This is a genomic window from Pseudomonas sp. BF-B-30 (genome assembly GCF_019956305.1).
Classification (GTDB): Bacteria; Pseudomonadota; Gammaproteobacteria; order Pseudomonadales; family Pseudomonadaceae; genus Aquipseudomonas; species Aquipseudomonas jessenii.
The window spans coordinates 86,503-100,803 of record NZ_JAHBDG010000005.1 but is presented as its reverse complement, the minus strand read 5'-3'; the positions used below and the strand labels follow the sequence as shown (position 1 = coordinate 100,803).

The 14,301-nt window shown below is 61.1% G+C and carries 12 protein-coding genes; 3 read left to right on the top strand and 9 right to left on the bottom strand.

The annotated features are described in order from the left end of the window. Positions 1–12: 12 nt before the first annotated feature. From KGB29_RS03445 to KGB29_RS03420, 6 genes are all read right to left on the bottom strand, one after another. Entirely contained in the window at positions 13–1,161 is a 1,149-nt protein-coding gene (locus tag KGB29_RS03445; RefSeq protein WP_150813348.1) for an efflux RND transporter periplasmic adaptor subunit, read from the bottom strand. 200 nt (positions 1,162–1,361) lie between these two features. Next, complete coding sequence (locus KGB29_RS03440; RefSeq protein ID WP_150813347.1) at positions 1,362–2,462, bottom strand: DUF1513 domain-containing protein; 1,101 nt, start codon at positions 2,460–2,462, stop codon at positions 1,362–1,364. Positions 2,463–2,476: 14 nt separating this feature from the next. Continuing rightward, positions 2,477–3,541 carry an imelysin family protein gene (locus KGB29_RS03435; RefSeq protein WP_150813346.1) on the bottom strand — a complete coding sequence of 355 codons (1,065 nt, stop codon included), beginning with the start codon at positions 3,539–3,541 and terminating at the stop codon, positions 2,477–2,479. A gap of 27 nt (positions 3,542–3,568) precedes the next feature. Then, on the bottom strand, positions 3,569–4,996 hold the full coding sequence (locus tag KGB29_RS03430; protein WP_150813345.1) for a di-heme oxidoredictase family protein: 1,428 nt from the start codon (positions 4,994–4,996) through the stop codon (positions 3,569–3,571). A 278-nt stretch (positions 4,997–5,274) separates the two neighbouring features. Then, the gene (locus KGB29_RS03425; RefSeq protein WP_150813344.1) at positions 5,275–6,624 is read right to left on the bottom strand and encodes an imelysin family protein; all 1,350 of its coding nucleotides are present in this window, start codon (positions 6,622–6,624) and stop codon (positions 5,275–5,277) included. Positions 6,625–6,865: 241 nt separating this feature from the next. Then, positions 6,866–8,917 carry a putative bifunctional diguanylate cyclase/phosphodiesterase gene (locus tag KGB29_RS03420; protein ID WP_102671210.1) on the bottom strand — a complete coding sequence of 684 codons (2,052 nt, stop codon included), beginning with the start codon at positions 8,915–8,917 and terminating at the stop codon, positions 6,866–6,868. A gap of 1,114 nt (positions 8,918–10,031) precedes the next feature. Here KGB29_RS03420 and KGB29_RS03415 point away from each other — a divergent pair. Beyond that, the gene (locus KGB29_RS03415; RefSeq protein WP_090457509.1) at positions 10,032–10,295 is read left to right on the top strand and encodes a DUF6124 family protein; all 264 of its coding nucleotides are present in this window, start codon (positions 10,032–10,034) and stop codon (positions 10,293–10,295) included. Between the two features lie 193 nt (positions 10,296–10,488). Here KGB29_RS03415 and KGB29_RS03410 read toward each other — a convergent pair whose 3' ends face one another. From KGB29_RS03410 to KGB29_RS03400, 3 genes are all read right to left on the bottom strand, one after another. Then, positions 10,489–11,085 (bottom strand): superoxide dismutase, encoded by a 597-nt coding sequence (locus KGB29_RS03410; protein WP_008022038.1) that lies wholly within the window; start codon positions 11,083–11,085, stop codon positions 10,489–10,491. A 164-nt stretch (positions 11,086–11,249) separates the two neighbouring features. Next, the gene (locus KGB29_RS03405) at positions 11,250–11,852 is read right to left on the bottom strand and encodes a LysE/ArgO family amino acid transporter (protein WP_057713460.1); all 603 of its coding nucleotides are present in this window, start codon (positions 11,850–11,852) and stop codon (positions 11,250–11,252) included. Between the two features lie 6 nt (positions 11,853–11,858). Beyond that, the gene (locus tag KGB29_RS03400; protein ID WP_150813343.1) at positions 11,859–12,260 is read right to left on the bottom strand and encodes an ACT domain-containing protein; all 402 of its coding nucleotides are present in this window, start codon (positions 12,258–12,260) and stop codon (positions 11,859–11,861) included. 96 nt (positions 12,261–12,356) lie between these two features. Here KGB29_RS03400 and KGB29_RS03395 point away from each other — a divergent pair, with 96 nt between their 5' ends. Further along, the gene (locus KGB29_RS03395) at positions 12,357–13,250 is read left to right on the top strand and encodes a LysR family transcriptional regulator ArgP (RefSeq protein WP_057713462.1); all 894 of its coding nucleotides are present in this window, start codon (positions 12,357–12,359) and stop codon (positions 13,248–13,250) included. Positions 13,251–13,304: 54 nt separating this feature from the next. Then, on the top strand, positions 13,305–14,297 hold the full coding sequence (locus KGB29_RS03390) for an NAD-dependent epimerase/dehydratase family protein (protein WP_223616248.1): 993 nt from the start codon (positions 13,305–13,307) through the stop codon (positions 14,295–14,297). Positions 14,298–14,301 lie beyond the last annotated feature (4 nt).

The following is a 14,301-nucleotide window of genomic DNA, read 5'->3' as shown; positions in this document are numbered from 1 at the left end:
GGAATTCCTTGATCAGTCCGCGCGTGGCTGGCTGTTCTGCCCGGCCAGGGTCTTGTCGTCGCTGATGGCAATGCGTGAGCCGTTATCCAGTTTGAGCTGGCCGGCGGTTACCACTTTCTCGCCGCTCTGCACGCCTTTGGTGATCATCACTTGCCCATCGCGGCGTTCGCCGGTCTCGACAAACCGCCGTTCGGCGATCAGCACCGGTTGGCCCTTGTCGTCCTTTACCAGGCTGCCATCCTCGGCTTTCTTTGGTACGGCCACATACACCGAGTTGCCGTAGAGCGTGTAGGTAATCGCGCTTTCCGGCACCACGATGCGCGGTTGCGGGTCGGGCAGGAGCACCTGGAGGCTGGCGAACATGCCTGGCATCAACTTGCCATCGGGGTTGGCGAGGGTGGCGCGGACCTGCACGTTACGGGTGCTGTTCTCGACTTTAGGGTTGATTGCACTGATGGTGCCGGGGTACTCCACGGTCGGATACGCCGCGACAATGACCTGCACTGGCTGGCCGAGCGCAATCTTCGGTACCGACTGCTCGGGCACAAAAAAGTCGACATACAGGCTACTGAGGTCTTGCAGGGTGGCGATCATGGTGCCACTGGCCATGTAGTCGCCAACGTCCACCTGACGAATGCCAATGGTGCCGCTGAACGGCGCGATGATGCTTTTTTTGCCGAGCGCAGCCTTGAGTTGATTGACCGTGGCCTTGCTCTTTTTCAGCACCGCCGAAAGTCGGTCGAATTCGCCTTTGGAAATGGCCTGGCTGCCGACCAGTTGGCTACCGCGACCGTAATCAAGCTGTGCCAGCCCGAGGTCGGCCAGAGCAGTTTCCAGCAGGGCACTTTCAACGGCGCTGTCGAGGCGCAGGAGTGGTTGGCCGGCCTTGACCTTCTGCCCCGACTCGAACTGGAGATCGATGACGGTGCCATCGGTCTCCAGGCTCAGGTCCACCCCCTGCAATGCCTTGAGCGTGCCAACGGTAGGCAGGCGGGCTTGCCATGGGCGCTCGATGGCGGTGGCCACGGCAACGCTGATCGCCGGTCTAGGCGCAGAGAAGCCTTGAACCATCGTGTAGATCGAGAAGGCTTTATATGCAGCCAGGACCAGCACAATCAGTAGAACAACACCCAACATGATCAGCATGCGGCGACGCAGCATATTCCAGTTCCTTGGACAAAATCAGGCGAGACAGCGGGGCTCATTACCGGGAGTGTAGAGGGTAATCCAACTGCCGTTTTTACAGGTTGTGAGGTATTAGAGGGGTGAAAGCCTGAAAAAATTCGCCGCCTCGGGTCGCGCCTGCGGGGTGTAGGTCATCCCGATGCAGGCGCGGCCCAAGGCGGCGATTTTTCAATGATTCAGGCCATCAGGTGCAGATGGTTGTCCCAGAGCCCTGCGGGTAGCTCCAGCGGTTTTGCAACAAGGTTTGTCTGGCGGCAGTCGTAGTAACGGCAGCGTCCCTGGCCCGAGGTCACGACAAAACCGTCGGCCACGGCACCGACCCCGGCGCAATCGGGCAGTGGCGCGTCCAGGCGTACTTCACCGCTGTCCAGGTCCCAGATGAAAAAGCGGTTGCCCCGCGGTGCGGTCAACGCCACCAGGCGCAAGTCGCTGTGTATTGCGACGCTGGCGGTGTAGTGTCCCATGGCCTGCAACTGGTGTTCGGGTACCGGGAACGCGACGAAGGGCTGACCGGGGCGCTTGATCGCCAGCAACTCCGACGACTCGTGGGCTGCCCCCATGAACTGCTGGCTGGCGACGATGGTGCCGTCGCTGGCGATGGCCAGATGACGCACGCTGTTCATCTGCTGGGCGAGGGTTTCCTTGCTCAGCAGGGTGCCGTCGCGGTGCATCAGGACCAGGCTCGGTTCCATGGCGTTGAGGTTCATCTCCACCCGGCTTTCGGCCTCGGTGCGAATCCCGCCGTTGGCCACCACCAGGGTTTCGCCATCGGGCAGCCACGACACCTGATGCGGACCGAGGCCGTGGGTGGAAATCTCACCACTGTGCACCAGCCGTTCGCCTTCGAACTTATACACGCCGAGCAGGCCGCGCCCCGGATCGGAGGTGTCGTTTTCCGTGGCGTACAGCCAGTCGCCGCTGTGGTGAATGACCGCGTGCCCGTAGAAGTGCCGGTTCGGCTGTGACACCACGGTTTGCAGGAGCGCGCCGTCGCGCAGGTCGATCAGGTAGCTCTCGGTGCCCGGACGGCGAGCGACGAACAGCGCAATCGGCTGTGTCGGGTGGTTGATGATGTCGTGGCAACGCTGGCCGACCCGGGTGGCGAACACTTGGGTGCCATCGAGCCGGTAACCGACGGCGTAATGCTGGCCGTCGGTGTCGTCCCGTGCCGAAAGCAACAACGGACTCCTGTCCTTTTGCTTGAACAGCTTCCAGCCGCCCAGCGTCACTGCACCCAGCAGCAAACTACCTAATGTCAGAACCTGGCGTCGCAGCATGGAACCGGCCCTCATCAGTCACCGTCGTTGGCGTTGAAGCCCAGCTGGATGCCCAGTGCCTTGGCCAGATCGGCCTCGTGCAGGCGATGGACGACGTTGAGGCTGTCATACAGCTCGTTGAGTTGCTGGCGGCCGGCCTCGTCATTGAGCATGTCGGTCAGCGAGCGCTGGTTGCCGGCGAACAGCTTCAGCGAGGCGGCATAGGCTGCATCGATCTTGTCGGCCAACGGCTTCTGCTCGCTCGGCAACAGGCCGCGCAGGCCTTTGTTATCCACACCTTCCCAGACGGTCCTGGCGGCCGCGAGGCTGGCTTCGAGGCTGGTCAGGGACGCCTGGCTGCGCCATGCATCGGCTTGGAACGGTTGCGGCACGCCCTTGCTCTGGCGGCCCATCGGCGTGCCGAGTTTCTTCTTCAGGGTGTCGATGGCGGTGACTTGCACGCGCAGCAGATCGGCGATCGCTTCGTGGGAGTCCGCGTAGCGCTGGTTCGGGAACTTGCTCATTTGCGCGAGCATGCCGTCGGTGTTGTTCCAGGTTTGCAGAATTTCTTCGGCCAATTGCTTCTGGCGTTCGCCGATGGCGACCAGCAGCGGGCAGTATTTGCTCTTCTGCTCAGCGTTGGCCACGTCGGGCTTGCTGTCGAACAGAATGTATTCGTAGGCCGAGAGCCCCTGTACCACGACGCTGGACTTGGCCAGGGCGGCGGCATCGATTTGCGGCTGGGCGGTGACCAGTTGCTCGACCTGGCGGCCGACCAGGTTTTTCTTGTCCGGCCAGAACTGCACTTGCCACGAACGGTTGCCTTCGGCCAAAGGCCCGATCAGCAGCGGTTGCAGCTCGGCCCAGGCTTTTTGCGCATGCAGGAAGTCGGCACGGGCGGTTTCCAGGTTTTCCTTGCCTTCGCAGTAGGCGAGGGCGCTGACCGCCAATTGACGATCGGCCTCAACCCAGCGGGTGTAGGTCGGCAGGATCACCGACTTGGCAATGGCCGCCGACGTGACTGCTTGCGGGTCCTGGGGCGAGCAGGCGCCCAGGGCGAGGGCGGCAAGGCTGGTGAACAACAGTTTGGGACGGAACATGTCGGGCTCCCGCGAGTGGAATGCGTGTTAAAGGGAATTCAGGAACGCCAGCAACGCAGCGCGTTGCTCGGCATTGAAAGACAAAACCTGTTGTTGCGCCGCAGTCGCCTCGCCGCCATGCCAGAGCACGGCTTCGAGCAGGTTGCGGGCGCGGCCGTCGTGCAGGAACTGGGTGTGGCCGCTGACCGCCTGTGTCAGGCCGATGCCCCATAACGGCGGGGTGCGCCATTCGCGGCCGCTGGCCTGGAATTCGCTACGGTTGTCGGCCAGGCCGTCGCCCATGTCATGCAGCAGCAGATCGCTGTACGGGCGAATCACTTGATTGGCCAGTTCAGGTTCGGCGGCGTTGGCAGCGGTGGTGTATTTCGGTGTGTGACAGGACTGGCACCCGGCCTGATAAAACAGGGTCTTGCCGGCCAGCACTTCAGGGGCGTTGACGTCACGGCGGGCCGGTACGGCAAGGTTGCGGCTGTAGAACAGCACCAGGCGCAGGATGTTGTCGCTGACTTCCGGCTCGCCATCGGGGCCGTTGCCACTGGGTGTCTGTTTGCAGGCCGTTTGCGCGTCCGTGCAGTCATCAAGGGGTCTAAGGCTGGTTGTGAGCCCCATATCACCCGAAAACGCGTGGACATTCTGTTGATTGAGGTTCGGTTGTCCGGCTTTCCAGCCAAATCGTCCCGGAACGGTCTTTTGCAGAGCGTCATCCCAGACCCGGTTCGGTCGCCCGCTGATGCCGTTGTTCGCCTTGGCCTGTGCCTCGGCGTTGGCCAGGATCGCCTCCTCGGGGATCGCTTCGAGCAGACCCAGGCCAATCATCGGTGGCGCCACGCGGGCCGAGAAACGGGTGTCGGGGTGCATCGGGCCGTAACCCAGCTGGGTGATGTTCAGACTCGGTTTGCGTAACTCGATTTCGGTGCCGTCCTTGAAGCGAACCGGCACGGCGGTGTAATCGACCCGCACTTTGCCTTCGGGGGCCACGCCGGGTACGGACATGTCCTGGAACTGGCCGCCGTAGACGGGCTCCGGCACCACGCCGAGCTGTTCGATGACCTTGGCATACGCCGGGGCGTCGGGAATCGACAGGCGTACCAGCATCGACACCGCGTTCACATCGTCGGGCGTCGGCGGATGGCCGCGGCCGTCCTTGATGTGGCAGCCCTGGCAGGCATTGGTGTTGAACAGTGGACCGAGACCATCGCGAGCGGTCGTCGTCGACGGGGCGATCACCCAAGGGCTGCGGAAGAAGCTGTTGCCGACACTGAAATCCACACGCCGTGATGGCGGCAGGTTCGCCGAGGGCATGGAAAACGCGTTCTGATCGGTCTTGCGCACCGTCGCACTGCCGCCGGAGCGGGCTTCACCGGGTTCGGCCCGGGTGAATTTCGGGGCGTCATCGCAGGCACTCAGGCCCAGGGCCAGAAACAGTGCGGACAAGCGAAGAGGCAGCGGGGGCATCAGACATCCTGCAAGACGAGCAAAACAAGGGCGCAAAGTCTAACAGGGGATGGGAATTTGAATAAGAGGAATTATCGTTTGCTTGATGTGGGGCAGGTAATTTTGCTTGCCCATAACCCTGTGGGAGCGGGCTTGCTCGCGAAGGCGGTGTGTCAGTCACCACAATTGTTGAATGTGACGCCGTCTTCGCGAGCAAGCCCGCTCCCACAAGGGCATGTGTGTAGCAGGAATGAAAAAAAGCGACCCGAAGGTCGCCTTTTTCACTCAACCAGCGTTGATCAGAATTCGTGATCAGCGTTGTCCGGGTTCAGGTCGTTGATGCCCAGTTTGCCAGCGGCGGCTTCGATCGAACCGGTCTGCTTGACCAGGGACGCGATAGCGTCACGGACGATCTGGTTGCCTGCGGTGTTGCCGGCAGCGATCAACTGGTCGTAGTGCTCGCCCTTGTTGGCGTGGTCGACCATGACCTGAAGCTTGGCTTCAGTGGCGGCCAGGTCGTCTTTGAGCGCGGTGTCGGCAGCCGGGTCGGCTTTGGCCACCAGGGACGACAGGCTGGCGCCGGTCATTTTGGTGCCATCGACGCGAGTGTATTCACCCAGGTACACGTTACGAATGCCCTTGGCATCGTAGAAGTGCGAGTTGTGGGTGTTGTCGCTGAAGCAATCCTGTTCGTCTTCCGGGGAGTTGGCTTCCAGGGAAACCTTCATGCGCTCGCCCGCCAGTTCGCCCAGGGACAGGCTGCCCATGCCGAACAGCATTTTGCGCAGGCCGGTTTCAGCCGGTTCTGCTTCCAGGGTGGCGCGGTAGTTGTCGGCCACGTTCGGCTTCCAGTTACCGACCATTTCTTCCAGATCGCTGACCAGCAGCTGAGTCACGGATTTCAGGTAGGCACGACGACGATCATTGTGACCGCCGGTAGCGCCTTTGCCTTCCAGGTAGTCCGAAGCCGGACGGTTGCCGGCGCCAGGGCCGGTGCCGTTCAGGTCCTGGCCCCAGAGCAGGAATTCGATGGCGTGGTAGCCGGTGGCGACGTTGGCCTCGGAACCGCCCAGCTCGTTCAGGCTGGCGAGTTTTTCCGGGGTGATGTCTTTGACATCGACCTTGTCTTCGCCGATCTGCACTTGAGTGTTGGCGATGATGTTGGCAGTGGCACCCGGGTTGCCCAGGGCGTGTTCGTAGGATTTGTCGACGTAGTCGATCAGACCTTCGTCCAGCGGCCAAGAGTTCAGCTGACCTTCCCAATCGTCAACGATGGTGTTGCCGAAACGGAACACTTCGCTCTGCAGGTAAGGCACGCGAGCGGCAACCCAGGCAGCCTTGGCGGCTTTGAGGGTGTCGGCGTTCGGCTTGGCGAGGAAGGCGTCTACGGCGGTTTGCAGGGTCTTCGCGGTGGATTCGGCATCGCTGTAAACGGCGAAAACGATGTCGGCGTAATGGGCGACAACGGCTTTGGCGGCAGCTTCGTCGACTTTACCGGCAGCGGCAGGCGCAGTGGCTGGAGCAGCCGGGGCAGTTGCAGTGCTGGCAGCTGGCGCGGCAGCTTTTTCTTGGTCTTTACCTTCGCCGCAACCGGCGAGGGAAATAGCGATGGCCAACAGACTGGCGGTAGCCAGAGGCATACGAATCATGGCGAACATCCTGCTTCGATAGGGGTGGAGTCGTGCTATGCGCACGCAAAACTGCGACATAATGCAAATCTTTCGCATTATGTGTAAAGGGTTGTACCTGTAAATATTTCTTATTCACAGAGCGCGGCTCGCAACCCTGTAGGAGCGAGCTTGCTCGCGATGAACCTGAGAACCACGCGCTCATCCCGAATGAACGCGTTATCGTTCACGACCATCGCGAGCAGGCTCGCTCCTACAGGGGTTAGAAAATAGCCGCATTGCTGCGTTGGGCCTGCTTGAGGTAAACGCCCAGTTCCCGTGCCGGCAACGGTTTGCTGTAGTGATAGCCCTGACCTTCGTGGCAGCCTTCGGAAATGATGTAGGCCTCTTGCTCGGCGGTTTCCACGCCCTCGGCAATCACCTGCATGCCCAGGCTTTTGCCCAGCTGGATGATGGCGCGAACGATGGTCGCATCGTCATCGTCATCGAGCAGGTCCTGGACGAAGCTCTTGTCGATCTTGATCTTGTCCAGAGGCAGGCTCTTGAGATAGCTCAAGGACGAATAGCCGGTTCCGAAATCGTCGATGGCGATCAGCGCGCCGGAGCGGCGCAGGCTGAGCAAGTGCTGGGCCGCGGTGCTGATGTCTTCCATCAGACCGGTTTCGGTGACTTCCAGCTCCAGGCTGCGCGGTGGCAGGCGGTACATCTGCAGCAGGTTGTTGACCACCCGTGGCAGTTCGGCGTGGTGCAGTTGAACCGTAGACAGGTTCACCGCCATGCGCAGGTCGGAGAAGCCCTGGTCATGCCACTCGCGTAGTTGTTTGCAGGCCTGGTCCAGCACCCATTCGCCGATGGCGATGATGGTGCCGTTCTGTTCGGCCAGCGGGATGAACAGGTCCGGCGGCACCATACCGTGCTCGGGGTGTTGCCAGCGAATCAGGGCCTCGACGCCCACCACGCGGTTGTCGCGGTAGCTGATCTGCGGTTGATAGACGAGGTAGAACTGATTGCGGATCAACGCATCGCGCAGGTCTTTTTCCAGCTCGCGGCGGCGACGCATTTCGGTATCGACGCTGGCGATATAGAACTGATAGCGGTTGCGCGAACGGGTCTTGGCCAGCGTCATGGTCTGCTCGGCCTTTTGCAGCAACTTCTCGGTGCTGTTGCCGTCCTCGGGGAACAGGGTGATGCCGATGGTGGCGCGCAGGCGGATCTCCTGATGGTCGAGGGCAAACGCCGCTTCCAGGTCATCGAGAATGCTTTGCGCCAGCTCGGCGGCTTCGTAGGGCTGCTCGATATCGGCCTGGACCAGGGCGAACTGGTCGCCACCGAGGCGGGCGAGGGCGCCCAGGCGACCGCTATGACCGCGCAGGCGATCGGCCAGGGCCAGCAGCAACTGGTCGCCGGTCTGGTAGCTGAACTGCTCGTTGATGCCCTTGAAGTCATCGAGGCCAACACACAACACCGCGACCCGGCGCTGCAATTTGCCGGCGTCGATGAGGATCTTGTCCAGTTGCTGCTGCAATTGCTGCCGGTTCGGCAGCCCCGTCAGGAAATCGTACTGGGACATGCGCACCAGGCTGTTTTCCGCTTCGTGGCGCAGATGGGTATTGCGTTCGATGGATTCGAGCAACTGGTTGGCGGTGTTGATCCAGATGCCCAGTTCGTTGTTCTCGTGGCCCTTGAGCAGCGGAATCTTGTGTTCGCTGGGACGATCCGGATTGATTTCCGTGAGGTGCTCGATGATCCGCGACAGCGGCTTGGTCAGCAGCCAGTGGTAGACCAGGTACAACACCAGCCCCATGGCGAGTGCGCGCAGGACGCCGGAAATGAAGATGATCACCGAGCTGACAATGAACCCTTGGCCGTAGGTGGCGGTATCGAGGGTGATGCTCAGGTCGCCGTAATACTCACTGTAGGGCCCGCGACCGACCAGTTGGGTGGTGAAGGTGCGTTCCTTGCCAAGAATCAGGTCGGTCAGCCAGCGGCTGTGGGAGTGCTGTAACTCGCGGGTTTTTTGCGCGAGCATGGCTTCGTTGGGGTGGCCGATGGAGGCCTTGCGCACGGCGGCGTCCTGAAACAGGCCTTCGATCACCTGCATGCCCATTTCCCGGTCCAGGCTGTAGACGGCCTGGGTCGAAGGGTCGCGAAACATGTCGAGGATGCGCTCGGCATCGCTGGCGACGGCCTGGCGTGTTTTATAGGCATCGAACACGATCTGCGCGCAGCTCAAGACCACGCCGACGATCAATGCCGACAGGAGTACGACCCGGAGCAACTTCACCGACAAGCTGTTCTTGAGTTCCAGCTTCAAAGGGTTATTCCTTGTTCCGTGCGGGTAGCATCAAGTTGCCATGAGTATTGGCAATCCCGTGATGGCAGTCAAAGGGACAATCATCCTTGGGGGATTTTGCCTGCTGCTTGGCCGATTTGCAGTTGACCTGGCGAGTTAGCCTATTAGTACTGTGTCGGTTGTCGAGTCCTTCAACTTGAGGGGCGGGATGGAGATATTTTCCTTTTGTTTGATGTTAGTCGGCGTGGGCGGGGGAGCAAGGGGCTGGAGGCTGGTTTCATCTTGGGAAATTGGCTTCGTCCGGGTTTGGGTGGGGTACATATCCGTTTTTTTGGTAACGGCGGTTGGCGGTTTCGCCCTTACGGCGAGTCCCTTTTGTCAAACGACACAAAAGGAACCAAAAAGTCTCGCCCCGAACGTACGGCCCCTCGCCAGGGCTCGGGGTTCCTTCGCTCCGGCATTCATCCGGGGGCATCGCCCTCCGGTTGGCTTCGCTGGCACCTACATGCGATGGGTTCGACTGCGTCGAACGGCGCTGCGCGCCCATCCCCGGATGAACGCCTCCACTCAGCCTGCCGAGGGGGCGGGTGGATCAAGATCAAGAGCTGCAGGCGAGCTAACGCTCGGCCTGTTGAGTGGTGAAGAGCCTGGGTGTATGCCGATCTGCCTTTGCTCGGCTCTTCTGTGGGAGCGGGCTTGCTCGCGAAGACGGCGGGACAGTCGACATTGCATTTTCAGCCACACCCCAACATATCGTTTCCACACACCCGCGTGGGAGTGCTGCCAGGGACGGTCCGCGTTACGTTTTGGGCGTTAGCGCGGTGTAGGAAAGCGCCAGAAGTTTCCCACGCAGTTTTCAGGTTGTCCGTCGGAAGCGGGCTGAATAACCTTTGGCTGTCGCTGAAACTCAGCGATCGGGTGTGAGAACCCGGCTACTTATGGTCATCCAGAGCCTGTGCACGCATAATCGCCGCCAGCTAATCCGCTGTCTGTAAATGCGTCATGGCGGCTGTGTGCGGGCAGACTTAGGTCTGGCCCGGGTGTCCATACCGGTTTCTCACCTCGCACATAGCTGCCACCTCTTCACCGCGTGAGAAACGGCAAGTGGTGGCCCCAGCGCTAGAGGAATGGTTTTATGGACAAATTAATCCCTGATCCCCCCTGCAACACCACCAAACCCTACAGCCCTCGCACCATGTTCATGATCGTCCCCGACATGGACACTGAAAGCCTGCTTGCCCACGCTTGTGAATCACTGGCTTCAGCCAATGTCATGGCGAGTGATTTCGCTACCTGCCTGGCTGGCCCCCAGCGCAACACGGCGCTGGCCATTTCGCAGATTGTCATGTTGGCGGAGCTGGCGGTGAATCGCGCGCTGGATAACCTTGATCCGCAGTAGTTGGCAGGCTAACCGCGTTATCGTTCTTCGCGAGCAAGCCCGCTCCCACTGGCTCGGTGGTGACCTGTGGGAGCGGCGGTGCGGCGATCCGACTTGCTCGCGAAGACGGCGGGACAATCACCACCGTCCCTTTGCTCATATTCTTTCCATAAAAAAACCCGGCACAAAGCCGGGTTTTTGTTTGGCATCGAGCTTAAGCGGTGAAGGTTTTGCCTTCGAACTGCTCAGCCACGAATTTCCAGTTGACCAGGTTCCAGAACGCTTCGACGTACTTCGGACGCAGGTTGCGGTAGTCGATGTAGTAAGCGTGTTCCCAGACGTCGCAGGTCAGCAGCGGGGTGTCGCCGTTGGTCAGCGGGTTGCCGGCGCCGATGGTGCTGGCCAGGGCCAGGGAACCGTCAGCCTTCTTCACCAGCCAGCCCCAACCGGAACCGAAGGTGCCGATGGACGTCTTGCTGAACTCTTCCTTGAACTTGTCGAACGAACCGAAGGCCGCGTTGATGGCTTCAGCCAGTGCGCCGGTTGGTTGACCGCCAGCGTTTGGCGCCAGGCAGTTCCAGTAGAAAGTGTGGTTCCAGACCTGAGCGGCGTTGTTGAAGATACCGCCCGAGGAAGTCTTGACGATTTCTTCCAGGGTCTTGCCTTCGAACTCGGTGCCTGGCACCAGGTTGTTCAGGTTCACGACGTAGGTGTTGTGGTGCTTGTCGTGGTGAAACTCCAGGGTTTCCTTGGAGATGTGCGGCTGCAGGGCATCGTGTGCGTAAGGCAGCGGCGGCAATTCGAAAGCCATGATGATTCTCCTAGTCAGGTCAGTTGCGGTGAGCGCAAGGCCGATCACGGGCGGCCAGACAAGCGCCGGGGAGTTTGTACTCTTTGCGGCGCAGGGAGTCGGATCATAGCACCGGGGGGGCGGCATAACCACGCAACAACTGTGTGGAATAGAGGTTCCGCCAATCAGATGGCCGCGATCAGCTGCAGCGCTACGGCAAACATCATCACCGCCACCAACAGATCGAGAATTCGCCAGGTGCCGGGGCGGGCGAGCCACGGTGCCAGCCATGCCGCACCGAGCGCCAGGGTGAAGAACCACAGCAGAGAGGCACTGGCTGCGCCCACGACATAAGCGCCGGGCTCGGTTTGTTGGGCGCCCAGGGAGCCGATCAGCAAAACGGTGTCCAGATAGACGTGCGGGTTGAGCAAGGTCACCGCCAGCGCGCTGAGCATCACCGCCCGCAGCGAACGTACGGTCTGGCCTTCGCCCTGCTCAAGGCTCTGCTTCGAGAAGGCCCGGCGCAGCGCCTGGCTGCCGTACCACAACAGGAACGCTGCGCCGCCCCAGCGTGCGATGGCCAACAGCGTCGGGTTCTGCGCCAGCACCGTCGCCAGGCCGAATACCCCGGCGGCTACCAACAGGGCATCGCAGGTCACGCAGAGTGCCGCCACCGGCAGGTGATGTTCACGCCGCAGGCTTTGCGCCAGGACAAACGCATTCTGGGTGCCGATCGCCATGATCAGGCCGAAGGCCACGAGCAGCCCGTTCACATAACTTTGCCACATGATTTCTTACTCCGCGTTGGCTGCCAGATCCCGCAGCACTTGCAGGGCACGGTCGGCGTCGGCCTGGCCGACGAACAAATGGTCGTGGTAGTAGCCGGCAATCACGTTGCAGCTGATTCCGGCCTTGCCCAATGCCGTGGCGAACGCGGCGGTCAGGCCGACGGCTTCGAGGGCCGAATGTACGTTCAAGGTGATCCAGGCGGCGATGTAGTCGAAGCTGAATCCGGCTGTTTCGGCGTGGGAACGCTCGAGAATCACGGTCAGGCCTTCCTGCTCGCGGAAGCTGCCGACAATCTCCAGATCCGTAGGCAATTTACCGTCGCGCAGGGTGCAGAACACGTATTCGCCAGCATTGAGTTGCGGGCTCATGCTGCGCAGCAGCGTTGCCAATGAAGTTTCGCCAGCCATGTGGGTGATCCTTGTTCAAGAGTTCTTGCTGGTCATTGTCCTTGTGAAGGCTGTATAAGAAAAACCAATCTTGCTGATCGCTCATTAGGAAAACTGATGTTCGACTATAAATTGCTTTCTGCCTTGGCCGCCGTGGTCGAACAGGCCGGTTTTGAACGGGCGGCCCAGGTACTGGGCTTGTCGCAATCGGCGATCTCCCAGCGCATCAAGCTGCTGGAAGCGCGAGTTGGTCAGCCGGTGCTGGTGCGGGCCACGCCGCCAACGCCGACGGAAATCGGTCGACGGCTGCTCAACCACGTGCAGCAGGTGCGATTGCTTGAACGGGATTTGCAAAGCCTGGTGCCGGCGCTGGATGAAGAGGGCCTGCCGGAACGCCTGCGGATCGCCCTGAACGCCGACAGCCTGGCCACTTGGTGGGCGCAGGCCGTGGGGGCGTTTTGCGCCGAACAGCATCTGCTGATGGATCTGGTGGTCGAAGACCAGACCGTCGGCCTCAAGCGCATGCGCGCCGGTGAAGTGGCGGCTTGTGTCTGCGCCAGCGAGCGGCCGGTGGCGGGTGCGCGCAGCGTGTTGCTGGGGGCCATGCGTTACCGTGCGCTGGCCAGCCCCGCCTTTATTGCCCGGCATTTTCCGCAGGGCGTACGCGCCGATCAGTTGGCCCGAACCCCGGCGCTGGTATTTGGCCCGGACGATTTCCTGCAGCATCGCTACCTTGCGTCCCTAGGCGTCGAGGGTGGATTCGAACACCATTTGTGCCCGTCCTCCGAAGGTTTTATCCGCTTGGCGGAAGCCGGTCTGGGCTGGGGGCTGGTTCCGGAACTGCAGGTGCGCGAGCAACTGCAAAGGGGTGTATTGCAGGAGCTGCTGCCAGATAAGCCGATCGATGTGCCGCTGTACTGGCATCATTGGCGTAATGGCGGCCAGCTGCTGGGGCTGCTCACCGATCAATTGGTCAGCGCATCGAAGCAATGGCTGGTGCCCTTGGACTGACGCGCAGCGTCAAGACCTCACGTAATACGCAAAACGAAATATTCGGAGCAATTCATGAAGATTCTGGTTACCGGCGCAAGCGGCTTCATCGGCGGGCGCTTTGCGCGTTTTGCCCTGGAGCAGGGCCTGGACGTGCGGGTCAACGGTCGCCGGGCCGAGAGCGTGGAGCATCTGGTACGCCGGGGAGCCGAGTTCATCCAGGGTGACTTGAGATACCCGGAACTGGCGCGCGAGCTGTGCTCGGACGTCGAGGCCGTGGTGCATTGCGCCGGTGCTGTTGGTTTATGGGGACGTTATCAGGACTTCCATCAGGGCAACGTCCAGGTCACCGAGAACGTGGTCGAAGCCTGCTTGAAGCAACGGGTTCGGCGGCTGGTGCATTTGTCGTCGCCGTCGATCTACTTCGATGGTCGCGATCACCTGGGCCTGACCGAAGAACAGGTGCCCAAGCGCTTCAAACACCCTTACGCCGCCACCAAGTACCTGGCCGAGCAAAAAGTCTTCGGTGCCCAGGAGTTTGGTCTCGAAACCCTGGCCCTGCGCCCGCGTTTCGTCACCGGGGCCGGCGACATGAGCATCTTCCCGCGCCTGTTGAACATGCAGCGCAAGGGGCGCCTGGCGATCATCGGCAACGGTCTGAACAAAGTTGATTTCACCAGCGTGCAAAACCTCAACGAGGCGTTGCTCAGTAGTTTGCTGGCCAGCGGCTCTGCGCTGGGCAAGGCTTACAACATCAGCAACGGCACGCCGATTCCCCTGTGGGATGTGGTCAATTACGTCATGCGCAACATGGAAGTCCCACAGGTCACCCGCTACCGTTCCTACGGCCTGGCCTACAGTGTGGCGGCGCTCAACGAGGGCGTGTGCAAGTTGTGGCCGGGGCGTCCCGAACCGACGCTGTCGCGTCTGGGCATGCAGGTCATGAACAAAAATTTCACCCTGGACATCAGCCGCGCGCGGCATTATCTGGATTACGATCCCAAGGTCAGCCTCTGGACGGCGCTCGATGAATTCTGTGGCTGGTGGAAGGCCCAGGCTGTTCGCTGACGCT

Excerpts from the sequence above, each read along its gene's own strand:
- KGB29_RS03425 (WP_150813344.1), bottom strand. The coding sequence starts at position 6,624 with ATGATTCGTATGCCTCTGGCTACCGCCAGTCTGTTGGCCATCGCTATT.
- KGB29_RS03405 (WP_057713460.1), bottom strand. The coding sequence starts at position 11,852 with ATGTGGCAAAGTTATGTGAACGGGCTGCTCGTGGCCTTCGGCCTGATC.
- KGB29_RS03415 (WP_090457509.1), top strand. The coding sequence starts at position 10,032 with ATGGACAAATTAATCCCTGATCCCCCCTGCAACACCACCAAACCCTAC.
- KGB29_RS03445 (WP_150813348.1), bottom strand. The coding sequence starts at position 1,161 with ATGCTGCGTCGCCGCATGCTGATCATGTTGGGTGTTGTTCTACTGATT.
- KGB29_RS03430 (WP_150813345.1), bottom strand. The coding sequence starts at position 4,996 with ATGCCCCCGCTGCCTCTTCGCTTGTCCGCACTGTTTCTGGCCCTGGGC.
- KGB29_RS03395 (WP_057713462.1), top strand. The coding sequence starts at position 12,357 with ATGTTCGACTATAAATTGCTTTCTGCCTTGGCCGCCGTGGTCGAACAG.
- KGB29_RS03435 (WP_150813346.1), bottom strand. The coding sequence starts at position 3,541 with ATGTTCCGTCCCAAACTGTTGTTCACCAGCCTTGCCGCCCTCGCCCTG.
- KGB29_RS03410 (WP_008022038.1), bottom strand. The coding sequence starts at position 11,085 with ATGGCTTTCGAATTGCCGCCGCTGCCTTACGCACACGATGCCCTGCAG.
- KGB29_RS03440 (WP_150813347.1), bottom strand. The coding sequence starts at position 2,462 with ATGCTGCGACGCCAGGTTCTGACATTAGGTAGTTTGCTGCTGGGTGCA.
- KGB29_RS03390 (WP_223616248.1), top strand. The coding sequence starts at position 13,305 with ATGAAGATTCTGGTTACCGGCGCAAGCGGCTTCATCGGCGGGCGCTTT.
- KGB29_RS03400 (WP_150813343.1), bottom strand. The coding sequence starts at position 12,260 with ATGGCTGGCGAAACTTCATTGGCAACGCTGCTGCGCAGCATGAGCCCG.